Annotated in this window: 18 protein-coding genes; 8 read left to right on the top strand and 10 right to left on the bottom strand. The window is 70.3% G+C overall.

Annotated features, from left to right (window positions below; genetic code table 11):
* The 3 genes from NE235_RS03405 to alaS all read right to left on the bottom strand — a co-directional run bounded on the left by NE235_RS03405 (position 1) and on the right by alaS (position 7,266).
* Positions 1-3,831, bottom strand: coding sequence for a hypothetical protein (locus NE235_RS03405; protein WP_252799244.1), 3,831 nt, complete (start codon positions 3,829-3,831; stop codon positions 1-3).
* A gap of 45 nt (positions 3,832-3,876) precedes the next feature.
* Complete coding sequence (locus tag NE235_RS03400) at positions 3,877-4,197, bottom strand: hypothetical protein (RefSeq protein WP_252799243.1); 321 nt, start codon at positions 4,195-4,197, stop codon at positions 3,877-3,879.
* 528 nt (positions 4,198-4,725) lie between these two features.
* A complete protein-coding gene (gene alaS / locus NE235_RS03395; RefSeq protein ID WP_252799242.1) occupies positions 4,726-7,266 on the bottom strand; it encodes an alanine--tRNA ligase in 2,541 nt (846 codons plus the stop codon).
* A 272-nt stretch (positions 7,267-7,538) separates the two neighbouring features.
* Here alaS and NE235_RS03390 point away from each other — a divergent pair, with 272 nt between their 5' ends.
* The 4 genes from NE235_RS03390 (at position 7,539) to NE235_RS03375 (ending at position 12,124) form a co-directional block, all read left to right on the top strand.
* Complete coding sequence (locus tag NE235_RS03390; protein ID WP_308206013.1) at positions 7,539-7,898, top strand: BlaI/MecI/CopY family transcriptional regulator; 360 nt, start codon at positions 7,539-7,541, stop codon at positions 7,896-7,898.
* Positions 7,899-7,904: 6 nt separating this feature from the next.
* Complete coding sequence (locus NE235_RS03385) at positions 7,905-8,822, top strand: M56 family metallopeptidase (RefSeq protein ID WP_252799240.1); 918 nt, start codon at positions 7,905-7,907, stop codon at positions 8,820-8,822.
* Between the two features lie 218 nt (positions 8,823-9,040).
* A complete protein-coding gene (locus tag NE235_RS03380; RefSeq protein WP_252799239.1) occupies positions 9,041-9,232 on the top strand; it encodes a DUF6229 family protein in 192 nt (63 codons plus the stop codon).
* Between the two features lie 18 nt (positions 9,233-9,250).
* On the top strand, positions 9,251-12,124 hold the full coding sequence (locus NE235_RS03375; protein WP_252799238.1) for a type 2 lanthipeptide synthetase LanM family protein: 2,874 nt from the start codon (positions 9,251-9,253) through the stop codon (positions 12,122-12,124).
* Positions 12,125-12,215: 91 nt separating this feature from the next.
* On the opposite strand, the gene NE235_RS03370 is transcribed toward NE235_RS03375, so the two are convergent.
* The 4 genes from NE235_RS03370 to NE235_RS03355 form a co-directional block, all read right to left on the bottom strand.
* Positions 12,216-13,094: a sulfotransferase domain-containing protein gene (locus NE235_RS03370; RefSeq protein ID WP_252799237.1), complete on the bottom strand. Its 879-nt coding sequence runs from the start codon at positions 13,092-13,094 to the stop codon at positions 12,216-12,218.
* Positions 13,095-13,334: 240 nt separating this feature from the next.
* Positions 13,335-14,159 carry an alpha/beta fold hydrolase gene (locus NE235_RS03365; protein ID WP_252799235.1) on the bottom strand — a complete coding sequence of 275 codons (825 nt, stop codon included), beginning with the start codon at positions 14,157-14,159 and terminating at the stop codon, positions 13,335-13,337.
* Between the two features lie 178 nt (positions 14,160-14,337).
* Positions 14,338-14,676, bottom strand: coding sequence for a tRNA-binding protein (locus tag NE235_RS03360; RefSeq protein ID WP_252799233.1), 339 nt, complete (start codon positions 14,674-14,676; stop codon positions 14,338-14,340).
* A 61-nt stretch (positions 14,677-14,737) separates the two neighbouring features.
* On the bottom strand, positions 14,738-15,748 hold the full coding sequence (locus tag NE235_RS03355) for an ADP-ribosylglycohydrolase family protein (protein ID WP_289848096.1): 1,011 nt from the start codon (positions 15,746-15,748) through the stop codon (positions 14,738-14,740).
* 172 nt (positions 15,749-15,920) lie between these two features.
* On the opposite strand from NE235_RS03355, the gene NE235_RS03350 reads away from it, so the two are divergent.
* Complete coding sequence (locus tag NE235_RS03350; RefSeq protein WP_252799229.1) at positions 15,921-16,355, top strand: hypothetical protein; 435 nt, start codon at positions 15,921-15,923, stop codon at positions 16,353-16,355.
* 4 nt (positions 16,356-16,359) lie between these two features.
* Here NE235_RS03350 and NE235_RS03345 read toward each other — a convergent pair whose 3' ends face one another.
* Complete coding sequence (locus NE235_RS03345; RefSeq protein ID WP_252799228.1) at positions 16,360-18,564, bottom strand: MMPL family transporter; 2,205 nt, start codon at positions 18,562-18,564, stop codon at positions 16,360-16,362.
* 126 nt (positions 18,565-18,690) lie between these two features.
* On the opposite strand from NE235_RS03345, the gene NE235_RS03340 reads away from it, so the two are divergent.
* From NE235_RS03340 to NE235_RS03330, 3 genes are all read left to right on the top strand, one after another.
* On the top strand, positions 18,691-19,314 hold the full coding sequence (locus NE235_RS03340) for a TetR family transcriptional regulator (protein WP_252799226.1): 624 nt from the start codon (positions 18,691-18,693) through the stop codon (positions 19,312-19,314).
* Between the two features lie 188 nt (positions 19,315-19,502).
* On the top strand, positions 19,503-20,072 hold the full coding sequence (locus tag NE235_RS03335) for a hypothetical protein (RefSeq protein ID WP_252799225.1): 570 nt from the start codon (positions 19,503-19,505) through the stop codon (positions 20,070-20,072).
* A 199-nt stretch (positions 20,073-20,271) separates the two neighbouring features.
* Entirely contained in the window at positions 20,272-21,291 is a 1,020-nt protein-coding gene (locus NE235_RS03330) for an ArsR/SmtB family transcription factor (protein WP_252799223.1), read from the top strand.
* 139 nt (positions 21,292-21,430) lie between these two features.
* Here the strand turns inward: NE235_RS03330 and NE235_RS03325 are convergent, their stop codons facing one another.
* Together NE235_RS03325 and NE235_RS03320 are read right to left on the bottom strand one after the other, a co-directional pair.
* Positions 21,431-21,925 (bottom strand): hypothetical protein, encoded by a 495-nt coding sequence (locus NE235_RS03325; RefSeq protein WP_252799221.1) that lies wholly within the window; start codon positions 21,923-21,925, stop codon positions 21,431-21,433.
* A gap of 317 nt (positions 21,926-22,242) precedes the next feature.
* On the bottom strand, positions 22,243-22,968 hold the full coding sequence (locus NE235_RS03320) for an alanyl-tRNA editing protein (protein WP_252799220.1): 726 nt from the start codon (positions 22,966-22,968) through the stop codon (positions 22,243-22,245).
* Between the last annotated feature and the right edge of the window lie 5 nt (positions 22,969-22,973).

The raw sequence follows: 22,973 nt of genomic DNA, 5'->3' as shown, positions 1-22,973 counted from the left end.
TCACCGGTGCGCTCGGGCCGACGGGCTCGGGAGCTCAGGAAGCTCCAGCTTCATCCCGTTCTTTAGTTGAGACGGATCGCTGATATCGGGATTGGCGTGCCAGATGTCCACCCACTTGCTGCCGTCCCCGTACACATCGACGGCGATGTCCCACAGCGTCGGCGCGGAGGGGCCAACGGTGACGTGACCGCCGCCGACCGTCGGCGCCGAAGGGGTCGGGGACGGCGGGGCGGGGGACGGTGAGGTGCTGTCGGGCGGCCCACTCGGACTCGGCGAGGGAGACGGTGAGTGGGACGGCGGCGCCGGCGACGGAGACGTCGGAGACGGAGACGGATGGGATGGAGACGGGGACGGCTGGGCGGGCGCGGGCTGCGGAGTCGATGCCGCCGGCGGGGTGATGTTGAGCAGTTCCTTGATGTTGTTCTTGATGAAGCCGTTGACGAGTCCCTCGCCGCCGTTGTTGATGGCGCCGAGGAACATCTCCGCGCCGGAACGGACGGCCGCGGGGGCGTCCTGCGCGGAGTTCCGGTGCGCCGCCGGGAACATGCCGAGTCGCGGCAGCGGGACCGAATGCCCGCCCAGGCCCGGAATCTTCAACGGGATCGTCTTCCGGGTGTACATGAAGTCCCCGAAGGACCGGAACAGCACCCGCGGCTTCGGCGGGGCGAAGATGGCCGCCGAAGCGGGCGGATTCCAGCGGCCTGACCGCGCCTTCGCAGCCTCGGGGTCCCGGTGGGCGAGGCTCTTCGGGTCCACCGGCTTACCGTCCGAGCCGATGTGGGCGGGATCGGGATTATGGAGCGGTCCACCGGGGAGGCGTTCGGCGTTGCCGACCGCGCTGGTGTCACCCGAGATGACCTGGTGCCGCAGGTATTCACGGCTACCGAACGTAATACCGCCGACGACCGAATCGAGCGCGATCTCCTTCCAGCCCTTCTCCGGCATGCCCATCATGAGCCAGCTCGGCAGGCCGAGCTTGTGAATGGCGTTCGCGGACAGGTCGAAGGTGAGATTGATCATGGCCGAGTTGAACGTGCTCCGGATGAGCTCGTTGTAGACCGTCTCCCGGCGGCTCTGCACGGCGAACAACTTCTTCTCGACGTCCGCGGTCGAGTGCCACATCGAACTGACCGAGCGAGAGTGGGTGAACCGGCTCTTGGCCTCCTGATGCGCCTCCCGGCTCAGATCGGTCCTCTGACGGACCTCATCCTCCATCCTCCGCTCCTGCTCACGCGCCCGCGCGAGTGCCTCATCGGCCTGCTTGGCCTGAGTCTCGGTGACCTTGGCCTTCCCCGCCGCCTCCTCCACCTTGCGCTGCGCCGCCTGAGCCTGAGCCTGGGCGTGATTCTCGTCCTCGCTCAGCCGTTGCGCCCTCGCCCGGGCGCTGTGCGCCGCGTCTTCGGCACGAAGGTGCTCGGCCCGCGCGGCCTCCGCCTCACGCCTCGCCTTGTCGGCCTGCGACTCGGCGGCGGCCACGTCCTGCTCCGCGCGCTGGACCTCCCCTCGGAGGGCCCTGGCGTTCCCGCCGTTCTGCTCCGCCTGGCTGAGGCGCTCCCGAGCCTCGCGCAACGTCTGTCTCCTGCGCTCGGCCTCCGCCGCGAGGTCATCGGCATGCCGCGCCTTGACCGACGCGTCGACCGCCTTCTGGCTCGCGACCGCGGAGGCGTCGGCGGAGTCCCCGGCCGCCTGCTGGCGGCGAGCCGCCGTGTCCTGGAAGGTCCGCTCGGCCTGTGAGGCCGTCGCCTCGGCGTCCTTCAGCTGCCTGTCCGCCACGCGGTGGGCGGCGCGCTGATTCTGCGCCCGGCTCTCGGCGGCCTCCCTCTCCCTCGTCGCGTGCGTCAGCTCCTGCCGCGCGTGCGCCAGCTCCCGCTCGGCCTGTTCACTGGCCTCGGGGAACGCCTTGTTGACCTCTTTGCGCAGATCACGGACGTGATTGAGCTCGTCGTCCGCCTTGTTCTTCCACTCGGTGACCGTCTTGTGCTTGGCCACGACCTCCTCGTGCCGCTGCGCGGCGTCCCGGATGTCCTGGGCCTTTCGCACTTCCTCTTCGGCCTTGCGCTGTTCGGCCTGTGCCGCCTTCAGCGCCTCCTGCTTGGCCGCGGCCTCCTGCTGGGACGCGGCCTTGGCGTCCGCCTCCGCCTGCTTGGTCAGCGCGCGCCTGGCGTCGAGGTCGTGCTGCGCGCTCGTCAGCTTCTGCTCGGCCTCGGAGAGGGTCAGGTCCCCGGAACCGGCCTTCACCTTGAGGAGGCCCTCGGTCCGCTCGGGAATCACGTCACCGAGTTCCTCGAGCTCCTTCTTGTAGTTATGGATCGCTTCGGAGTAGTTCCGCTGATGCTCCTCGAGCTGGTCGCGGAGATACCGGGCGCGTTCGAGCCGCTCCTCCGCCGTGCCGCCGGTACCGCCGGCGGAGTGGGACGCCGCCGCGCCGCTCCCGGAGTGCGAGGCCGCGGCGCCGCCGGTGTTCCCACCCGCCGGATGCGCAACCGAGGCGCCGCCCGCCGTGGTGGTCGTGCCGGAACCGGCGGGAGGCGCGCCCGGATCCGGGTGACCCGCCGCTCCGGCAGGCCTCCCTCCACCAGCGGCCCCCGGGTCACCGGCCGGATGAGCACCGGTCGGCCTGCCGCCGCTGGCCGCCGGATCCGGATGAGCCGCCGTCGGCTTACCGCCACTCGTAACCGCCGGATCCGGGTGGGCCACGGCCGGCTTACCACCACTCGTAACCGCCGGATCCGGATGAGCCGCCGCCGGCTTGCCTGCGCCGGCCACCCGGGTCGATCCGCCGCCGGTTGAGCGCGCGGTGTTCGCACCGGCCGTCGTCGTGGGCGGTACGGCCGTCGTGCCTCCCGCCGCGGGATCTCCGCTCCCCGCGTGGGGCGGCCCGGTGCGGGACGCCGCCTGTGCGGGCTGCTGAGTCGTGTGGGACGCCAGGTTGGTCTCCGAGGCGGCCTTCGCCTCCCCGGTGGCGGCGCGGGTGGTGAGATCTTTCGGTTCGAGCTTGTAGAGGTACTTCGGATCGAGGATGTCCTCGATCTCCTTGCCGGTGATCTTGCTTTTGAACTTCGCGAGAGGGACGAACCGCGCGGCGGCCCGCTCCTCCAGGTCGCCCATCTTGAAACCCATCATGATGCCGAGGACGTTGCCCTCGAACATCCCCCACTGGGTCTGGCGGTTCCACGGGTCCTGGCCGCTCAGGAGCTTGGCGATATCGCCGCCGATCATGCCTTCCGCGACGTACCGGGCCATGGAGGGAGAACGCTCTATGTACCAGCCCGCGAGGCGGATCGGGTTGACGATCCCGGCGGTCGCCACCCGCATGGCCTGGATCGACTTGCCGAACTCCTCGACGGCCAGCTTCCCGGCGCGGATGACCTCGAAGACGCGCTGCAGGGTGACGCCCAGCCGGGCTTCGAAGATCGCGGTGCCCACGAGTCCCGTCGCCCACGAGAAGAGCATGCCGATCCTGATCATCTCGTAGAGCTCGAGCAGGAGCTGGAAGAGCTCTTTGATGAACTTCTCCCAGAACTCGGCGTGCTTGTCGAGCTTCTCGGCCGCCTGGTCCATCAGCTCCGCGCTGGCTATGAGCCGCGCATACGAATTGCCGGCCTTCTGCTGCTGGACATCATGGGCGGCACCCGACCACTTCTGGTTCTGCTGCGAGAGTGCGACCGAGACGCAGCCCTGCCGGAGCGACGCCGCGCAGCCGCGGAGGGAGGCCGCCTGCCGGCGCTGCGCCACCGGATCACCGAGCCCGGGAAGGTCGATGCCGACCGCATGCAGCAGCCCGAGCACGCCCGAGGTCAACGTCTCGGCTATGGGCTCGTTAATGTTCATGGAACGGCGTTTCCGCTCTCAGCTCTCGCACCGTGGGTCCGGGGATTACACCTCCGCGATCCCTGACGGGAGCCGTCCTCCGGCCGCCTCCGCACCCGCCTCCTCGGCGGCGCCGTAGATACCGGCCGAGACCCCCGCACGCTCGGCGATCAGCCGCAGATCTTCGAGCAGGACGTTCTTGATGAGCCCGTTGAAGTCATCCCGCAGGCCGGCGACCTGATCCGCGGCCCACACGCATTCCTCGTAGCCCCCATAGGCCTGGCTGATGTCCCCCGCCTGGACGGCCGAGGCCTGGTGCCCCTCCTCCAGTTGCCGGACGGCGTCCGCGTACATCTGCCGGAGCCTGCGCAACTCGGAGGTACTCATCGTGAGGTGGTTTGCAGAGTGATTCATTGTGGTCACCACTCCCTTCGCGCATTCTCACGCACAATTGGCCCGCCGCACGGATGAGGAATTCGCACACGCGATCCCGGACCAAGATCCACCTTGGTAACAGTGCCCGGTGATCTCCGGTTCATGCCGATGTAACGAACGGGAGGCGAGGCATGGAGAGGAAGGTCACCGATGGCGATCGGACTCGTCACGACTAGTGGTCGATCGCTCTGGGCGGGCCGGACGCCAGACGCGACCGCGGAAGCGGGCTGACCTGGTCGCATGCGACCAGCCCCCCGCTCTCCTCGATCGGGATAACGGACACCCACCGGCTACCGCCCCCGTAGTCTGTGCCGGACGAGGCAACGTTCACATGAATCTCATGTGAACATATGTTTCACGGAAGTAAACCACCCTTAATTAAAGGACGCAATAGTCGACGTGATCTTTATCGATTCAGCGGCGACTACCGACCGTCGCTTCACGTTATCGGTCGGTAGTCGCCCTCGGTCGACGTCCTGGTCACCCCAGCAGGTCACGCGCCGAGGCCGCCGCCAGCCGCAGCGCCTCGTCCAGGTGCCGGGTCCGCTGGCCGCCCGCGTTCGCGACGGTGCCCTTGCCGCCCGCTCCGCCGCCGATCGCGGCCGCCGCGGTGGTCAGGACCGTACGCGCCGGTGCACCGAGGTCCGGGCTCACCGTGGCCACCATCAGCGCCCGTCCGCCGACCTCCGCGCCGAGCACGACGACGTCGCCACGGCGCCGCCGCACCTCCGCCGCCAGCGGCCGCAGCTCGTCCGCGCCGACGCCGGAGACCCGCTGGACGACCAGCCAGCCCGTACCGACGCGCTTGGCGTGCCCGGCCAGGCGTACGGCCTCCGCGGTCAGCTGCTCCCGGCGCTGCGCCTCCAGCACCCGGCGCGCCTCCGCCAGCTCGGCCAGCCGCTGCCGGAGGCGTTGCGGCGCCTCGTCCGGGCGGACCCGCAGCAGGTCGGCGAGCTCGGTCAGCAGCGCCCGCTCGTGATCCTGGTGCCGTAGCGCGTCCGCGCCGGTCAGCGCCTCGATCCGGCGTACGCCCGAGCCGATCGAGGACTCGCCGAGCAGGTGGACCGGGCCCGCCTGCGAGCCGTGCCCCACATGAGTGCCCCCGCACAGTTCACGCGAGAAGTCGCCGATGTCGACGATCCGCACCCGCTCCCCGTACGTCTCGCCGAACAGCGCCATCGCCCCGGCCGCCTCCGCCCGCGCCCGGTCGGCGTGCCACACGCGGATCTCCGGGTCGGCGAGCAGGTGCTCGTTGACGAGGGCCTCCACCTCGCGCAGCCGCTCGGGCGGAAGCGGCTCGAAGTGCGCGAAGTCGAACCGCAGCCGTCCCGCGTCGACCAGCGAGCCGCGCTGTGACGCGTGCGGACCCAGGGCCCGGCGCAGCATCGCGTGCAGGACGTGCGTCGCGGTGTGGGAACGGGCGACCGCCGCCCGCCGCTGCGCGTCCACGACCGCCTCCGCCTCCTCTCCCGGCACGACCTCGCCGGTCTCGACGCGTACGACGTGGACGTGACCGGGTCGCGTGTCCGTGACGGTGAGGACCGCGCCGGACGCCGTGTGGATGACGCCGCGGTCGCCGACCTGGCCGCCCGCCTCCGCGTAGAACGGCGACCGGTCGAGGAGCACCTCGATCTCGTCCCCTTCGGCCGCCGCCGGAACCTCCGCGCCGTCGCGCAGGATCGCGCGCAGCCGCGCCCCCGCGCGGGTCGCGTCGTAGCCGACGAAAGCGGTGGTACCGGTTTCCGCGCGGCGTTCCCGGCCCGGTTCGGTACGGCCGGACCGGCTGCGCCGCCGGCGTTCCTCCAGGAGCGCGGCGAAGGCATCCTCGTCGACGGTGAGCCCCGCCGCCCGCGCCGCGTCGACCGTGAGATCGAACGGGAAGCCGTACGTGTCGTGCAGGTCGAACGCGACCTTCGGCGACAGGCGCCGTTCCCGGATCGCGGTGTCGAGGATGCGCGTTCCCTGCCGCAGCGTCCGCGCGAAACCCTCCTCCTCCGTGGTCACGACCTTCTCGATCAGCGGGCGCGCCGTCTCCAGCTCCGGCCAGGTCGTGCCGTGCAGATCCACCACCGCGCCGGTGAGCGCGGGCAGGACGGCGTCGCCGGCGCCGAGCAGGCGCGCGTGCCGGATCGCCCGGCGCAGGAGCCGCCGCAGCACGTACCCGCGTCCATCGCCCGACGGCAGGACGCCGTCCGCGATCAGGAACGCGGCCGTCCGCGCGTGGTCCGCGACGATCTTCAGTGCGGTCTCGTCGCCGCCACCCGCCAGCTCCCGTACGGTCTCCAGGACCGGGAGCAGCAGGTCGGTGTGGAAGACGTCGGGCACGTTCTGGAGCACCATCGCGAGGCGGTCGACGCCGAGACCGGTGTCGATGCTCCTGGCCGGGAGCTCCCCCACGATGCGGAAGTCCTCGTCGCGGACGTCCTGCATGAAGACGAGGTTCCACAGCTCCAGGTAGCGGTCCCCGCCGGTCGCGGGCCCGCCATCGGGACCGTACGCCGGGCCGCGGTCGTAGTGGATCTCCGAGCTCGGCCCGCACGGCCCCGCCATGCCCATCGACCAGTAGTTGTCCGCCGCGCCGAGGCGCTGAATCCGATCACCGGGCACGCCGATCCGCCGCCACAGGCGCTCGGTCTCGTCGTCGTCCTCGTACACGGTGACCCAGAGCCGGTCACGGGGCAGGCCGAACCCCTCGGTGACCAGCTCCCACGCCCACGCCGTCGTCTCCTCCTTGAAGTAGTCGCCGAAGGAGAAGTTGCCGAGCATCTCGAAGAACGTGACGTGCCGGGCGGTACGGCCGACGTTGTCCAGATCGCCGGTACGCACGCACTTCTGCAGCGTGGTGGCACGGCGGAAGTCGGGGGTGAGGTGGGCGAGGTAGTACGGCTTGAACTGGTTCATCCCCGCGTTGGTGAGCAGCAGCTCGGGATCGGGCGAGACCAGGGAACCGGAGGGCACCGGGCGATGCCCGCGCGCGGTGAAGAAGTCGAGGAAGACGGAACGGATCCGCGTGGAACGCATGGGGAAGCCTCACGAGGTCGGCGGGACGGTGGCACGCACACGCCGAGCCGGGCCGGGCCGGGACTACCCGTCCCCCGGCTCGGCGTGACTAGCTCGCCGCCCCACCTCGTGAAGATCCATGCCCGGGACCGTAACCGCGGGTCCGCGGACCCGGCAATCGGTTTTACGCCCTCCCGGCATCACACCCATCGCGGGGGTGGCCGCTCGCGGAGATGATCTCTACGTATCGTAGTACTACAGTCAGTAGTACTACCGGAGATAGGATGCATTCCGTGAAGGGTCTTGGAGAGCTTGAACGCACGGTCATGGAGGTCCTGTGGGACCGGGACAACGGCGCGACCGCCCGTGAGGTGGGCCGCGCTCTCGCGGACGACCGCGACCTCGCGCACACCACCGTCATGACCGTTTTGGACAGGCTCGCAAAGAAGGGTTTCCTGGTTCGCGAGAGGGAAGGCCGCGCCTGGCGCTACCGTCCGGTAGCGACGAAGGAGGCGTACGTCGCCGAACTCATGCTGGGGGCGCTGAACATGACGGGCGACCGCGACGCCGCGCTGGCGCACTTCGCGCGCTCCGTCTCCGGCGACGAGGCCGACCTGCTGCGCCGCGCACTCGACGAGGTTGAAGGGACATAACCGGGGATGACCGGCACGGCCCTACTCGCCCTGGTGGCAGCCGGCAGCGCGTTCGGCGCCCACCGGCTGACGCGCGCCCGCTGGACGTGGCGGACGCCGCGCACCGCGATCTTCCTCTGGCAGGCCCTCGGCCTCGCCTGGGGCCTGGCCTCCATCGGCACTCTGCTCGGGTTCGGCGTGGCCCCGTACGGCCAGGGCGTCATCGGCGGCGTCATCCGCTTCTTCACGGACCCGCACGCCCTGTCGCCGATCCGCGTCGCCTCGGTCGCCGCCGGTCTCACCTTCATGCTGATGCTGATCGCCATGCTGCTGGCCGCGATCGCCGGCGTCGTACGCGCGCGGCGGCGGCACCGCACCCTCCTGGCCCTCGTGGCCCACGGCGACCCGGAGATGCCCGGCACGCTCGTCCTCGACCACCCGGCGGCCGCCGCGTACTGCGTCCCCGGCGTCCGCTCGCCCAAGGTCGTCGTCAGCGCCGGAACCCTGAAGCTCCTCGGCCCGTACGAGCTGGCGGCCGTCCTCGACCACGAGCGCGCCCACGTCCGCGAACGCCATGACCTGGTGCTGCTGCCCTTCACCTCGCTGCGCCGGATCTTCCCGCAGGCCCGCATCATCACCCGCACCCTCGACGCCGTCGAGCTGCTCGTCGAGATGGCCGCCGACGACCGCGCCCGCCGCCACCGCCCGGCCAAGGAGCTGGCCACCGCCCTGCTGCGCTTCGCCGCCGCCCGTCCGGCCCCGACCCCGGCCGGCACCCTCGGTGTCGCCGGCGACGCCCTGGCCGCCGAGGCGAGCCCCATCCTCATCCGCGTCCGGCGACTGCTGGCCCCCGCGCCGCTGCCGCGCCCGCTCCGCGGCGCGATGCTCGCCGCCGCGACCCTCGTCGCCGTCCTCCCGCTGATTCTTTACGCCATTCCGGCCTGAAGCGGACGCCCTTTTCGTACGTCGGCTCTTTATGAAGGTTCGATGCCACCCCAAAACCAGCGAACCGTCAATGGGCGTACCGGAATGGACAGTCAAGCATTACCGCCGAGGATGGTTGCGGGTCCTTTTGAGTTAGTTTGTGGCGCTTTCCGGCGATGGCACGATGAGCCGAATCGCTGATCCGATCGATCGGCGCACTGCCACCCGGAGGCACCCCCATGACCGTTCAGGAACTACAGCTCGCCGAACGCACCGCCGAGCAGTGGCGGACCAGCGCGGGCCCCGACAACCCCGCCGGCCCCCTCTACGCCTCCGGGGCGTTCGCGGAGGCGGACCTCATCGAGGCCGAGACCAGCTACACGGGCGTCTGCAGCGCGTGCAGCGCCTCGCACACTCACCCCTGCTGCTGAACCTCCTGGACACGGGCCGTGAGCACCGGCACGGGTGCCGCCGTCGGTGACCTCACCCGGTCGCTGCGCTGCCTGGTCGAACCGACCCTGGACCAACTGTCGGAACGCCTCGCCTCCGTCCCGGGCCTCGCCGAATCCGAACGGACGGCGATCCGGAACGGCACGGCGACCGCGCTGTACGAGACGGCCCACCGGAAGGTCGCCCGCGTCCTCATCCTGGAATTGAACGCCGCGCGGATCACCGGCCGTCTGACGGCCGGTGATCCCGCCGCGCGCTGGGCCGAATTCGCGGAGCTGTCGTCGTCTCCGCGGTACTGGGAATCGCTGACCGCGCATTACCCTCCGCTGCTGTCCCGGCTGCGCACGATGCTGTCGGGGCGGAGTTCCGCGGCACTGACGCTGGCCCGCCGGCTCGCCGCGGACCGGGACGTGCCGGCGCGGCTGCTCGGCGCGGACCCCGGCCCGCTGTCCCGGGTCACCTTCGGCGCCGGGGACAGCCATCGATCCGGCCAGACCGTGGCCGTTCTGCAGTTCGGCGCCGGCACGGTCGTCTACAAGCCGCGATCGATGAGCGTGGACGCCGTGCTCGGCGCGACGCTGGCCGAGGTCTTCCGCGACGTCCCGGAGAACGTACGGATCCGGGTCCCCCGCGTTGTGCCGCGCGACGGATACGGCTGGGCCGAGTTCGTGACCCACCGGTACTGCGCGGACGCCGGGGAGCTGTCCGCCTTCTACCGCGGCATCGGGCACTGGCTGGGCGTCATGCGGCTGCTCGGCGGCAGCGACCTGCACGCCGAGAACGTCATCGCCTGCGGACCGGTGCCGGTCGTGGTGGACTGCGAGACGCTGTTCACCCCGGTGCACCCGATTTCCCCGTCCGGGCTCGGGCTCGCCCCCGACCGGGCCCGCGCCCTGGTGGGCGCGACCGTCCTGCGGACCGGAATGCTGCCCAACCGGGGCACCGCCCTCGGTTGGCGCGGCGTCGACGCCTCCGCGGCGGGGTCGCTGCCCGGCGAGCAGCCGTTCCCCGAGTTGCCGGTCATCGTCGACGCCGGCAGCGACCAGGCCCGCATCGGCACCCGGCCGGTCGAGCCGGCGATCGGCGCAAGTCACCCCAGCCCCGTCCCGGTCCTCGCCGACCACTGGGAACGCGTCCTCGACGGCTTCGCCGAGGCGACGGACGCCTTGCGGTCCCTGGACCGGACCGGCGGCCTGGAACCGCTCCTCTCCCGGTTCGCCGACTGCCCGATCCGCGTCGTCCTGCGTTCCACCGAGGCGTACACCGAGATCGCACGGATGCTGTGGCATCCAGTGTCCCTGCACGGCCCCGGCGCCGCCGTGGACCGCGCCGTGGACCTGCTGACCACGATGGCCGAGCACGTTCCCGGCGCACCGGGCGACCCGGAGGTCGTCGCGGCGGAGGTCGCCGACCTGCTCGACGGGGACGTCCCGTTCTTTTCCACCACACCCCGTCGCGGGCGGCTGGACGGCCCGCGCGGCACCGCGTACCTGCCCGAACAGGACCTCGTGGCGGCTGCACTGGACCGGTGGCGTACGGCGGACCTCCGCCTGGACACCCAGGTCATCCGGGCGACGCTGGTCAGCGCGTACCTCAACGACGGCTGGCTGCCGGGCGATCGGCGGATGAGGGCGGACCGGCCACGCCGCGACGACCTGGACCGCAGGCGGCGCCGGATCGCCGCAGCGCTGATCCGCGAGCTCCGCGACGCCGCGCTCCGCGCCGAGGACGGCACCGTCACGTGGATCGCACCGGTGCTCGGCCCGGCCGGCTGGGCCGTGCAACCGCTGGGACCGGACACCTACGGCGGCCTGTCCGGAGTGGCCGTCCTACTCGCCGCGTACCGTCGGGAGAGCGCGGCCGGCCGGGCGGACGACGTCGACGGCATGGCCGGGCTGCTCGAAGACGTGCTGCGCACCGTACGCGCGGCGGAGGACAAGGACGCCGCCGTACGCCGGGCGGAGGCCCGGTTGCGCCCACCGCCGCCCGGCGGGTACATCGGGCTCGGGTCGCAGATCTGGGCGTGGCTGACGTTGCACTCCTGGGAGGCGGCCGGTCCGGACGGCCTGGACCGCGCCCGCGCGCTCGCCGCGCTGCTGCCCGAGGCGGTCGCGGCCGACGACCGGTTCGACGTGCTGACCGGGATGGCCGGGGCGATCGTGCCGCTGCTCCGGCTCGCCGCCGTGACCGGCGAGGAGCGTTGGACACGCCAGGCCGCCGTCATCGGCGAGCGGCTCATCGCCGACGCCCGGCACAAGGCGGGGACCCTGTGCTGGCCCTCCCCGCAGTGGCCCGACGGCATCGGCGGCTTCGCCCACGGCGTCACCGGCATCGGGTGGGCCCTGGCGCGGCTCGCGTCGGCCACCGGTGACACGCGGTTCGCCGCCGCCGCGCGGGCGGCGTTCGCCTTCGAGGAGACCCTCTACGACCCGGCCGCCGGCGGCTGGGTCGACCTCCGCGACCCCGACGAGGACGTGTTCTCGGCCGCCTGGTGTCACGGCGCCGTCGGCATCGGAATCGCCGCCGCCGACCTGACGCGCCGAGGCTGGGACGCCGCGGCCGACCTGGTGGGGCGGGCGGCCGACCTCGCCGCCCGGCGCGGGTTCGATTGGAACCACACTCTGTGCCACGGTGACCTGGGCTGCTGGGAACTGTTCGACGACGCCCTGGCACTCGGCCGTGCCCCGGCCGGACTGGACCGGCTCGGGCTCGACGCGCGGATCATCACCAGCATCGAGGACAACGGGCCGGTCAGCGGACTGGCGCGGGACGCGTACTCCCCGGGCCTGCTCGCCGGCCTGGGCGGTATGGCCTACCAGTTGTTGCGGCTACACCCCGACAGCGACCTGCCATCGATTCTGAAGCCGGACTGAGGCGACAGAGCCGTCAAGCCGCGCGGTGACGGCCCGACATCGCGCAAGCCCGGCGTCGCGCCGGCCCACCCCGCCTTCCTCCCGGCCCGGCTCAGGGCCGTGCAGACGGTCCGCCGGGCGCGTGGAGCCAGGCGACGAGGTCCGGCGGTGCCAGTGCCGCCACGCGGGTGTGATAGCGGGCGATCTCCTCGCCGGTGAGGATCTCCTCGCCGGCACCGGGACTGCCACGGCGGAAGAACGACGTGTCGTTCTTGATGATCCCGTCGCCGGGGACGTACCGATCGGCGCCGGCCCGCATCCGCGTGAAGGTCGCCGCCCGCACCAGCCCCGGCCAGACGGGCTCGGGCACGGCCAGGCCGAGGCGCTCCGCGAGCCCGCGCATCCGACCTTCCAGGTCGCGGCACAGGTCGTCATAGCGGATCAGCACCACGTTGCCGGCACCGCGCCTGGCCCAGGCGTCACTCAGGTGCCGCATGACCCCGGGCAACGAGTCCGGGTTCGTACGCGGATCTGTGTCATGCCCGATCCAGGCGAGCAGCCAGTCCCGCAACGTCCTGCGTGCCGCCGACGCCTCGGTGGGCAACGCGTTGCCGGTCAGCTCCCGCATCCGGGCGATGTCGATGTTCGTGGTGTGGTGGTAGAGCGACACCGCCAGGTCGAGCGGGTGCCGAGCCGTCACGACGTACGTGACGCGGCGATCGATGGGCAGACCGTCCAGCGGTGTATGCGTCTTGATGAACCGGCGATGCCGTTGCCGCGCGAGCAGCGCGTACACCTCGCCACGCGGCATCGTCAGGTGATCGAGCCACGGTGACAGCCGGCTCAGCGGAGCGGGGAGCTCCGGCGTCTGGAAGATCAGCAGCGCGCAGATCATCTGCATCCAGGTGGTCCCGCTCCTGGGCCGCGTGCTGATCACGATGTCGCCGTCCCGGAACGGAAATCCGTCCCACCGGCCGCTGTCGGCGTCCAACGACCGATACCGGAACGGCACCGACGCCCCGCCCACGGCGCTTCAGCCGCGCCGGCCGGCGGCCCCGAGGAGAGCCGCCTCAACGCGGTCGGACTGAACGCTGGTGCCACCGCTGTGGCCGGACTTCCGCCAGGTGGTCATAGATCCGTCCCATCGCCGCTACGAGCAGGCGTCGCTGCTGCGATCGAACCACACTCGGGCGGATTCGTCTCGGTGCGGATTCGTCTCGGTGCGGCGCGGTCAAAGAGCGAGATCAGGCGACGCGAGGAACTCGTCGATCAACCGATTGGTCAGTTCTGGGTTCTCCAGGGCGGCGAGGTGGGCGACCCCGTCCAGGATCCGAAGGGTGGAGCCGGGGATCGCGTCGGCCATGACACGGGTCTCGGCGACGGGGAACGTCCCGTCCTCCTTCCCGGCGATGACCAGGACCGGAGTCCGGATGGAGCCGAGCAGGCCGAGCTGGTCCGGGCGGGCCGGTACGACGCTCTTGACGGCCCACGCCGCCGAGCGGATGTCGACCCGCTCCAGCGATCCACGCACCGTCGCCACGACGTCGGGCCGGGTCCGCAGCGTGGTGGGGCCGAGGAACGCCTTGACCGCCGGCCCGGTCACGGGCGGCCGGATGCCGCCCAGTGCCCTGGCCATGCGGAGCAGGAGGGCGAACTCCAGCTTCTGCCGCCGGCCCGCCGCCGAGCCGGTGCAGTTCATCAGGACGGCGTGACCGACCCGGTCCGGGCAGCGCGCCGCGAAGGTCCCGCCGATCATCCCGCCCCAGGAGTTACCGACGAAGTGGGTGGTGTCGATCTGGAGGTGGTCGAGGATCTGCGTGATGCAGCGGACGTTGTCCTCGAAGGTGAACATCGAGGTGAGCGCCTCACTACGGCCATGGCCCGGCGGGTCGACCAGGACGACCGTGTAACGGTCCGCGAAGTGAGCCGCCTGAGCCTGCCACATCTCGCCGGTCATGAGCAGGCTCGGCCAGAACAGCATCGCCGGCCCCTCACCCCCGACCCGTACCTGGATCCGGCCCAGCACGGTCGGCACCTCATGATCGATCAGCTGCAACGCCCACCTCACCCGAACAGCGGTTACCGAGGACCCATTAAACCGAATCCGATTCGCCACCGTCCGCCCCAGAACGCACGAACGCCGGTCCTGTACCGATCGGCCGGGCGTCACCGCCGAGGGTTCTCGTCGCTTCCGCGACCAGAATCCTCGGCAGAGTCGAGCCCGCGAGCCGACCTCAGAGCAGCCGGGTGCCATTGGGCACCGGGTGATCGAAGCCGGCGAGCACGACACGGCCCTGATCGTCGTACGCTCCGGTGACCAGCACTTCGGATTTGATCCCGGCGACGCGCTTGGGCTCGAAGTTGCACACGCACAGCACCTGACGGCCCACCAGCTCCTCCGGGGTGTAGTGGGCGGTGATCTGCGCGCTCGAGGTTCTGATGCCGACTTCCTCTCCGAGATCGACGGTCAGAACGTAGGCGGGATTGCGTGCGCGCGTGTTGGGCTCGGCCGTCACGACGGTACCCACCCGAAGCTCGACCTTCTCGAAGTCGGCCCACTCGATCTGTGTCACCGCGCCATTGTGACGAGCGGGGACCAACGCCGGCACGGCACCCCCGTCCTCACGCGAGGTGTCATTCGTCCCAGGCGGCGCCCAGAGCCAGCAGACGATCGCGGTACTCGATGTCGCGGACCCACTCCTCCGGCCACGCGTCCGCGCCGAGGTACGCGCCGGCGAAGGCCCCGGCCAGGGCGGCGATGGAGTCCGAGTCGCCAGAGGAGTACGCCGCCCGCCGCACCACCGCACGCGGCTCATCCGGCAGCATCAAGAAGCAGTACAGGCCGGTCGCGAACGCCTCCTCGGCGATCCATCCGGCGCCCGTGGCCAGGCACGGGTCGGCCTCGGCGTCCGCGACGGCGAGCGCCGCCTCCAGCCGGTCGAGCACGGACAGGCATTCGTCCCAGCCCCGGGCGATGAAGGACACCCGATCGGGATCGTGCGCGTACTCGGCCAGGTCCCCCAGCCAGTCGGCGCGGTAGACGGTCCGGGACCGGACCGCATGATCACGCAGAGCGGGCAGCAGTTCGGCGGTGCCGGTCCCGTGGGCCAGCAGCCGGATCGTGTATGCGGTCAGGTCGCTGGCCGCCAGCGCCGTCGGGTGGCCGTGCGTCAGAGCCGACTGCAACTGAGCGGCGCCCGACCGCTGGTCTTCGTCCAGGCCGGGGATCAGGCCGACGGGCGCGACCCGCATGTTCGCCCCGCAGCCCTTCGAAGCGACCTGGCTCGCCGCCTGCCAGGCACCGCCATGGCTCAGGGCCTCGCACGCCCGGAGGCAGGTCATTCCCGGCGCGCGGTTGTTCTCCGGCGACCGCGACCACTCGACGAACCGGGCCCGGACCGGCGACTCCAGCCGATCGGCCGTCAGTTCTCCGGCCGCCATGGCCTCGACCAGGCCCTCACCCAGCGCCAAGGTCATCTGCGTGTCGTCGGTGACGTACGCCCGCCCAGAGGCCACCGGCAGCGCCATCGTGCGCCAGGGACCGCACTTCGCGGAGATCTGCGCCAGGTCGTTGAACTCCGTCGGGAAGCCCATGGCATCCCCGATCGCCAACCCCAGCAAAGCCCCCGTCGCCGCCCGCTTCATGCTCTGTCTCATCCCGTCCGTGCCGGCGCACAACTCTCACGCACGGGACGAGACGAGTTCAACCGCGGCAGGACGGCCGCTTGAGATCAGCGCCGTGGATCCTGGTCGCTCGCACGACCAGGATCCACGGCGCAGGCCGACTGAAGGTGATCATCGGGGCTACCCTCAGGCCATGAGCGTCCCGCAGGAAGGGGAGACGCGGCGGGCCGGTCCGCAGGTGGACTTGAGTCGGCTCCTCCCATTAGCCGGCCTCCTGGCCGTGATCCTCGGGGTCGGCGTGGTCTATCTGCCGGCCCGGTGGGTCGTCCTGTGCGACGACGCTCCGGGGTTCCGTCACTTCGAGGCGTTGGATCGAACGATGTGGCGTGGCATCGAGGCGGCCTTTCTCGTCGCCGCGATCGCGTTGGTGACGTTGTTCAGCCGACGGCGGCGGACACCGGTAACCGTGCTGCGTTCCGTGCTCTTGGCGGTGGTGGTGACGCTGGTCGTCGTCCAGGCCTTCGTCGGTTCCGAGGCCACCCGCGTCGGCACCGGGATCTTTCACTCCCAGACCTGCGACGAGCCCGGCGCCTCCTTCGAGTTGCCCGACGGGCCGCTCCAGCCGTAGCGGGTCAGACGTGTTCGAGGGTGCGTTCTTCGGGACGGACCGGCGGTGCCGTCGGGCGGCGGCGGCCGGGGAACCACCAGTTGGCGTGACCCAGCAGGCTCATCAGGGCCGGGACAAGAACCAGGCGGACGATCGTGGCGTCCACGGCGACGGCGGCGGCCAGGCCGAGGCCCATCATCTTGACCGTCGTGTCCGGCTGCGGCAGGAAGCTGAGGAAGACGCAGATCATGATGAGCGCCGCCGAGGTGATGAGCCGGGCCGTGGACGCGATGCCGGTGACGACGCTGCCGTGGGGGTCGTCGGTGCGGAGGTACTCCTCGCGGATCCGGGACAGCAGGAACACCTCGTAGTCCATGCTCAGCCCGAACAACAGGGCGAACATGAACAACGGCACGAACGACACGATCGGCACCGCCCCGTCGAGGCCCAGCAGGTTGATGCCCCAGCCCCACTGGAAGACCGCGACCACCACGCCGTACGCCGCGCCGATCGACAGCAGGTTCATCACCGCGGCCTTGATCGGCACGATGATCGAGCGGAACGCGATGACGAGCAGGACGAGCGCGACCGTCACGACGGCGATGACGACGTACTTCATGCGCTGCTTCACGATGGTCGCCACGTCGATGATCGCCGGTGACTCGCCGCCGAGGTAGGCGCGGGCGCCGGGGTGCCGGGCGATGACGGGCGGGATCACCGACGCCCGCAGGTGCCGTACGAGGTCGGCGGTCGCGGCGACCTGCGGCGGCGAGGTGGGCACGATCTTGACGGTCGCGCTGTCGCCGACGACCAGGGGTGCTTCGGCGGAGGCGACGCCGGGGACCTTCTGGAAGCTGCGCCGCAGGTCGTCACCCAGGCGGCGGGCCTCCGGGTTGGGGGTGGGCCGGTCGTTCGGGCTGACCGCCAGCCGGCCGCCCGGCTCCCGCCGCAGGGCGGTCCATCCCTTGGCCTGCTTCGTGCTCTCCGCCGCCTGCGGCGTCTTCGCCGGGCTCGGCACGGTCGCGACGACCACGAAGGGGCTGTACCAGCCGGGGCCGAACTGCTTCGCCGTCACGTCGTACGCCCGGCGCGCGCTGTTGGAGTGCGGGAGTGTGCTGTCGGCCATGATGCCCAGGCGCAGGGTGAGCACCGGCAGCGCGAGGAAGACCAGGAGGAGCGTCGCCGCGATCGCGTACGGCCAGGCGTGCCGGTCGACGTGCCGGCCCCAGCGCTCCCAGCGGTACGTCGAGCGGTCCGGCCGGATCCGGGGCAGGCGGTAGCGGTCGATGTTCGTGCCGAGGGCGCCGAGCACGGCGGGCAGGAGGGTGAGCGCGGCGGCCACCATGAGGGCCACGGCGATGGCCGTCGCGAGCCCGATGATGCCGATGAACGTGATGCCGGAGAACCAGAGCCCGCAGATCGCGAACACGACCGTGCCGCCCGCGAACACGACCGCGTGTCCCGAGGTGGCGAGGGCCTTGCCGACCGACTCTTCGACGGCCATGCCCTCGGCGAGTTGCTGCCGGTGGCGGGTGACGACGAAGAGCGCGTAGTCGATCCCCGCGCCGAGGCCGAGCATGGCCGCGACCATGGGGGCCGTCGGGTGGACCTGCCAGATCGACGCGCCGAAGTGGATGAGCGAGTACGCGACGACCATCGCGCACAGGGACACGACGATCGGGACGCCGGCCGCGAGGAACGACCCGAAGGCGAACAGCAGCACCCCGAGGGCGAGCACGACGCCGACGCCCTCCTTGGGACCGGCCTTGGGCTGGTTGAGGATCGTCGTGACGATGCCGCCGAACTCGACGTCGACGCCGGCCTGCCGGGCCGGCTCGGTCGCCTCCTGCAGGGCGTGCAGGTCGTCGATGGACAGGTCGCGGGCGGTGCCCTTGAAGTGCGCCACCGCGACGACGGCGGTCGCGCCCTTCGCGCCGCCGGTGCCGCCGTAGGGGTTCTCCGCCATCGCGACGCGCGGGAGCGCGCCCACCTGCTGGATGGCCTTGCCGACCTGCACCGCGACGCGCCAGTCGGACAGGGCGACGCCCCGCTGCGGGTGGAACACGATCGTGGCCGTCGGCCCGGTCAGGTCGGGGAAGTTCTTGCGGAGCAGGTCGATGGAGCGCTGGGTCTCGGTGCCGGGAAGCCGGTCCTGCTGGACGAAGGTGCCGCCCCGGGCCACTCCGAGGACTCCGATGCCGATCGCGAGGGCGAGCCAGACGAGCGTCACCCACCGCGCCCGCCGGGCGCAGAATCGCCCAATCCTCTCCAGAATCCCCGACATACCAACAGAACAGCACGCGCTGCGCAAAATTGCAACGCATGCAACTTCGCACTGAGTGTATATTCTGGTGAGATGGATCACATGGGCCTGCGGGAGCGGAAGAAGCGCCAGACGCGCCGGGCGATCGCCGAGGCCGCCCTCCGCCTGTTCGCCGAGCGCGGCTACGAGGAGACGACGATCGCGGACATCGCCGGGGCCGCCGACGTGTCCCCCCGCACGTTCTTCAGCTACTTCCCGTCCAAGGAGGACGTGGTCTTCGCCGAGATCGACGAACGCCTGACCGAGGTACGCGAGGGCATCGACCGCCGCCCCGCCGACGAGACCCCCCTGGAGTCCATGCGCCGCATCGTGCTGGAGATGATCGAGGCCATCGCCGCGGAGCACGGCGAGTACGGCGCGATCCAGGTGCGGCTCGTCCTCGAACGCCCGTCGCTGCAGGCACGCGCCCTCAAACGGATGAACGACACCGAGCAGTACGTCGTCGAACGGCTCACCGAACTCTGCCCGGGCATCGACGAGATCGACGCCGTCGTGATCGCCGGCGCGCTGGTGGGCGGCATGAAGGCCGTCATCACCCACTGCCGCGCCCACGGATACGCCCCGGAGGCCACCCGCCGGGCGGTCGACCGCGCCCTGGCCATCGTCGAACACGGCCTCGGCTCCGTCCCCGCCCTCACCCACCGCGCGACCGAATAGGCGACCGCCCATACCGCAGGCCGTCATTTCTCGACCGGCGTTTCAGCCGTTAGAGCGTCGTCTAAAGCCTTGCTCCTCTTGAGCCGTTAAGGCACCGTCATCGCTGCACGTACAAGATCGATCCGGGTGCTCTGGTCAAATGACTTTTGCAGCGTCCCGATCGGCATTGCGCCACAGAAGGGGCGTTGATGAAGACGCAACGGCTACTGCTAACGACCATCGCGGCGGCGGGACTCGTCACCGCGTTCGCCCTTCCCGCCGACGCGGCCACGTCAGCGAGATCGGCTCCTCACGCCGTCAAGGCCGCTTCCGGGGGATGCTCGCTCGGCCACTTCGCCAAGTACCGGAAGTACCTCAAGACCGAGAAGAGATGGCCGAACGACGCAAAGCACCGCGTGTCGGGTTGGGGACCGCATGCCACGCTTCGGCTGGACAAGCAGGTCTCCGTGGCGAACAAGGTCAGTGGGACGTTCGGCGCCTCGTACGGATCAGTCAGCGCCACGGTCGGGTTCGACGTGACCAAGACCTGGACGACCACCATCTCCTACAGCGCCGAGTTGAAGAAGAAGGCGCACTACACGCTCCGGGCCGGTGAGGTCTACAAGGTCTACGCGTTCAACGTGTACGACCGCCGGGGCGAGCTTCACTCCACCGGGCCCGGCAATTTCTACTGCGCTCCGACGGGGAAGAGCACCTGGGTCGGCACCGGCAAGGCCAAGAAGTTCTGGACTTTCGACTTCAAGCTCACCAAGGCCTGACCGGTCTCGCGGTCGGCGTAGCGGCACTCGAAGCCCTCATCGACACCTCGGTGTCGATGAGGGCTTCGATCAGCACGAACGATATCGAACAGACTCGAACAGCCACGGTCTTGCCCACGCGGCCCGCCGCTCCTTGAATTTACGTCGGAGCGCCGACTGCCGACGAGGCCGAATCGACCGGAGGGCTGTAATGCTGCGGATGCATTTCGATTCCGAGGATCTCGCCCGCACCACCGTCGCTCCGTCGGCGGACGTGCTCTGGGAGATCCTCCTGGGTCTGCACGCGCTCCAGGAACGTAATGAGGAGGTCGCCCTCGACGGCTGGCGGCGACGCACTCGCCCGATCATCCCGGCGTCGCTCCGCCCGCTCCTGGAGATCGCGCCGCCGCGCGGTTATTCGGCCGACTTCCTCACCCCGACCCGCGGCACGGCCGATCTCGGCACGGCGGTCGACAGGCTCCTGTCCACCACGCGGAATGAACTCACGCGCGACTTCACCGAGTTCGCGCGCCAGGGCAGGACACCGTTCATCGCCCGGTCGCTCGACGCGCGCGAGGCCGTCCGCCGAGTGGCGCGTGACGTGGACGAGTTCTACAAGATCGCCCTGGCGCCCTACTGGAAGCAGATCTCCCGGGACATCGAGGTGGAGCGCTCGCAGCTCGTGCAGATACTCGCCGAGCACGGCGTCGAACGCCTCCTGGGGACGCTCCACCCGTACGCGCGCTGGGAGCATCCCGTCCTGCACGTCGATCACTACGTCGACCAGGACGTCCAACTCGGCGGGCGCGGCCTGGTGCTCGTGCCGTCGTTCTTCTGCCGGCACCATCCGATCACGCTACGGGCACCCGAACTGCCACCCTCGCTGGTCTTCCCCATCGCCCGGCGCACCTGGCTGGCGAAGCCGCAGACCGACGAGCCCGGCGGGAACCAACCGCTGGAAGGGCTGCTCGGCCGGACGCGTACGACGGTCCTCAAGACGGCCATGACCGGCTGCAGCACCACGGACATCGCCCGCGCCGCCGGTATCTCCCCGGCCTCGGTGAGCCACCACACCAAGGTTCTCCGCGAGGCCGGCCTCATCACCACCCGGCGCGACGGGTACTCCGTCTGCCACGAGATCACCGACCTGGGCCTCAGCCTGCTCACCTCGACGGTCAATACGCCGATCAGGCAACTGCACTCACCCGGTCCGAGACCGAAGGATCCGCAGGCGATCTAAGATCCGGCGGACGATGCACGAAGTGCGGCGATAGCCGCGAATCCCGGATGTTGCCAATTCCTGAGGGCACGGGACCAAAAGCCGGGTGGCCCGGAGACGATCTGTGCGACTCCGAGCCACCCGTTCGCCTGCGCTCTACTTACCGGGTCACCGCCACGTGCACGTGGTCCCGGTGGCATACCGTGACACCGGCCCTGGAGGTGCAGTTCTTGTCCTTGTGGCCACGCCAGTTTCCATTGGGCGAGTAGATGACGCCCTGCCAGATGACGTGGTCGATGGAGTACTTCTTGTGGTGCGCCACCAGCCACTTCACCATCTTCGTGCCGTCGGACTTGTTGTCGCCCGTCGCCTTTTTACCGATCTTTCCGTAGACGAGGTCGCAGGCACGTCCCTCGGGGTGATAGGGCAGTGGGTCCTTGCGGAGGCACCCCACGGAGTCCCAGTGGTAGCCGCCCTTGCTGGCCGCCGGACCGGCCTTCTTGTACAGGGTGCACATCTTCTTCGTGACCTTGCCCGCCTTGCCGCACTTCACGAGTTTGGAAGCCGTGGCGGCGTCAGCCATCGAGGCCGTGGCGATCATTCCCGTCGATGCGATCGAAATCGCACCGAGCAGTCCCACGATCTGCTTGCGCATTAACTTCTCCTCCGGATGCCGTCGGCGCAGGCGCCACCAAGACTCGATTCGGCCGGGATTCATCCCCGCCTCCCTGAAGACTTGGTCGCACCGTGACTCTGTGTGCCACAGACTCTGGCAAGCCACGGCAACCGCAGCAAGGGATTAGATCACCACTGAAAGGCCCTCACGGCGAGACGATTTCGCATCGAAAGCATGACGGATTGCGCGGGCTGAAAAGACCTGGGGCCGAGCGACGGATTCCGTACGCTTTGAATTCCGAAACGACTTTTTCGGAGACTTCCTGCGCCCGGCCCTCGACGGAACGCGGGATCGGCTCAGTCGGCGATTCTTATGCGGACGCGGCGGAAGCCGCGGCCCTTGTTCTCGATCTTGGCGACCTGAAGCCGGCCGATCTGGCGGGTGGAGGCCACGTGGGTGCCGCCGTCGGCCTGGGTGTCGAGCCCGACGATGTCGACGATACGGACCTCCTCCACCTCCGGCGGCACCAGGTTCGTCGCCGTCCGGATGATGTCGGGGATCGCGAACGCCTCCGTGCGGGGCAGGGTCCTGACGTCGATGCGCCGGTCCGCGTCGATCTCCGCGTTGCAGGCGGCCTCCACGGCCTCCTTGAAGCCGGGCGGGACCTCGGGGAGGTTGAAGTCCATCCGGGCGACGCCGGGCTCCATGTTGCCGCCCGTGACGAGGCAGCCGTAGTCGCGGAAGACGACGCCGCACAGGACGTGCAGGCCGGAGTGGGTCCGCATGAGGCTCGTACGCCGCTCGTCCTCGACGGCGCCGCGCACGGCCGTACCCACCGGTGGCAGCGGGTCGTTCTCATCCGGGATCAGGTAGAGCTCGTCGCCCTTGCGTGCGCCGACGATCCGCGTCTGCACGCCCTGCCACAACAGAACTCCGTGATCCGGCGGTTGTCCGCCTCCACCCGGATAAAATGCCGATCGGTCGAGGACGATCCCCCCGGGTTCCGAGTCGAGCACGATCGCTTCCCATTCGCGCAGCGTCTGGTCGGTCAGCTCAAGCCGCCGCGTCCGGTGTGTCGTCATACAGT

The sequence above is a fragment of the Actinoallomurus spadix genome, from assembly GCF_024055725.1.
GTDB lineage: Bacteria > Actinomycetota > Actinomycetes > Streptosporangiales > Streptosporangiaceae > Actinoallomurus > Actinoallomurus spadix.
This window is presented reverse-complemented; position numbering and strand designations above follow the sequence as displayed.

Excerpts from the sequence above, each read along its gene's own strand:
- NE235_RS03405 (WP_252799244.1), bottom strand. The coding sequence starts at position 3,831 with ATGAACATTAACGAGCCCATAGCCGAGACGTTGACCTCGGGCGTGCTC.
- NE235_RS03400 (WP_252799243.1), bottom strand. The coding sequence starts at position 4,197 with ATGAGTACCTCCGAGTTGCGCAGGCTCCGGCAGATGTACGCGGACGCC.
- alaS (WP_252799242.1), bottom strand. The coding sequence starts at position 7,266 with ATGCGTTCCACGCGGATCCGTTCCGTCTTCCTCGACTTCTTCACCGCG.
- NE235_RS03385 (WP_252799240.1), top strand. The coding sequence starts at position 7,905 with ATGACCGGCACGGCCCTACTCGCCCTGGTGGCAGCCGGCAGCGCGTTC.
- NE235_RS03380 (WP_252799239.1), top strand. The coding sequence starts at position 9,041 with ATGACCGTTCAGGAACTACAGCTCGCCGAACGCACCGCCGAGCAGTGG.
- NE235_RS03355 (WP_289848096.1), bottom strand. The coding sequence starts at position 15,748 with ATGAAGCGGGCGGCGACGGGGGCTTTGCTGGGGTTGGCGATCGGGGAT.
- NE235_RS03350 (WP_252799229.1), top strand. The coding sequence starts at position 15,921 with ATGAGCGTCCCGCAGGAAGGGGAGACGCGGCGGGCCGGTCCGCAGGTG.
- NE235_RS03340 (WP_252799226.1), top strand. The coding sequence starts at position 18,691 with ATGGATCACATGGGCCTGCGGGAGCGGAAGAAGCGCCAGACGCGCCGG.
- NE235_RS03335 (WP_252799225.1), top strand. The coding sequence starts at position 19,503 with ATGAAGACGCAACGGCTACTGCTAACGACCATCGCGGCGGCGGGACTC.
- NE235_RS03330 (WP_252799223.1), top strand. The coding sequence starts at position 20,272 with ATGCATTTCGATTCCGAGGATCTCGCCCGCACCACCGTCGCTCCGTCG.
- NE235_RS03325 (WP_252799221.1), bottom strand. The coding sequence starts at position 21,925 with ATGCGCAAGCAGATCGTGGGACTGCTCGGTGCGATTTCGATCGCATCG.
- NE235_RS03320 (WP_252799220.1), bottom strand. The coding sequence starts at position 22,968 with ATGACGACACACCGGACGCGGCGGCTTGAGCTGACCGACCAGACGCTG.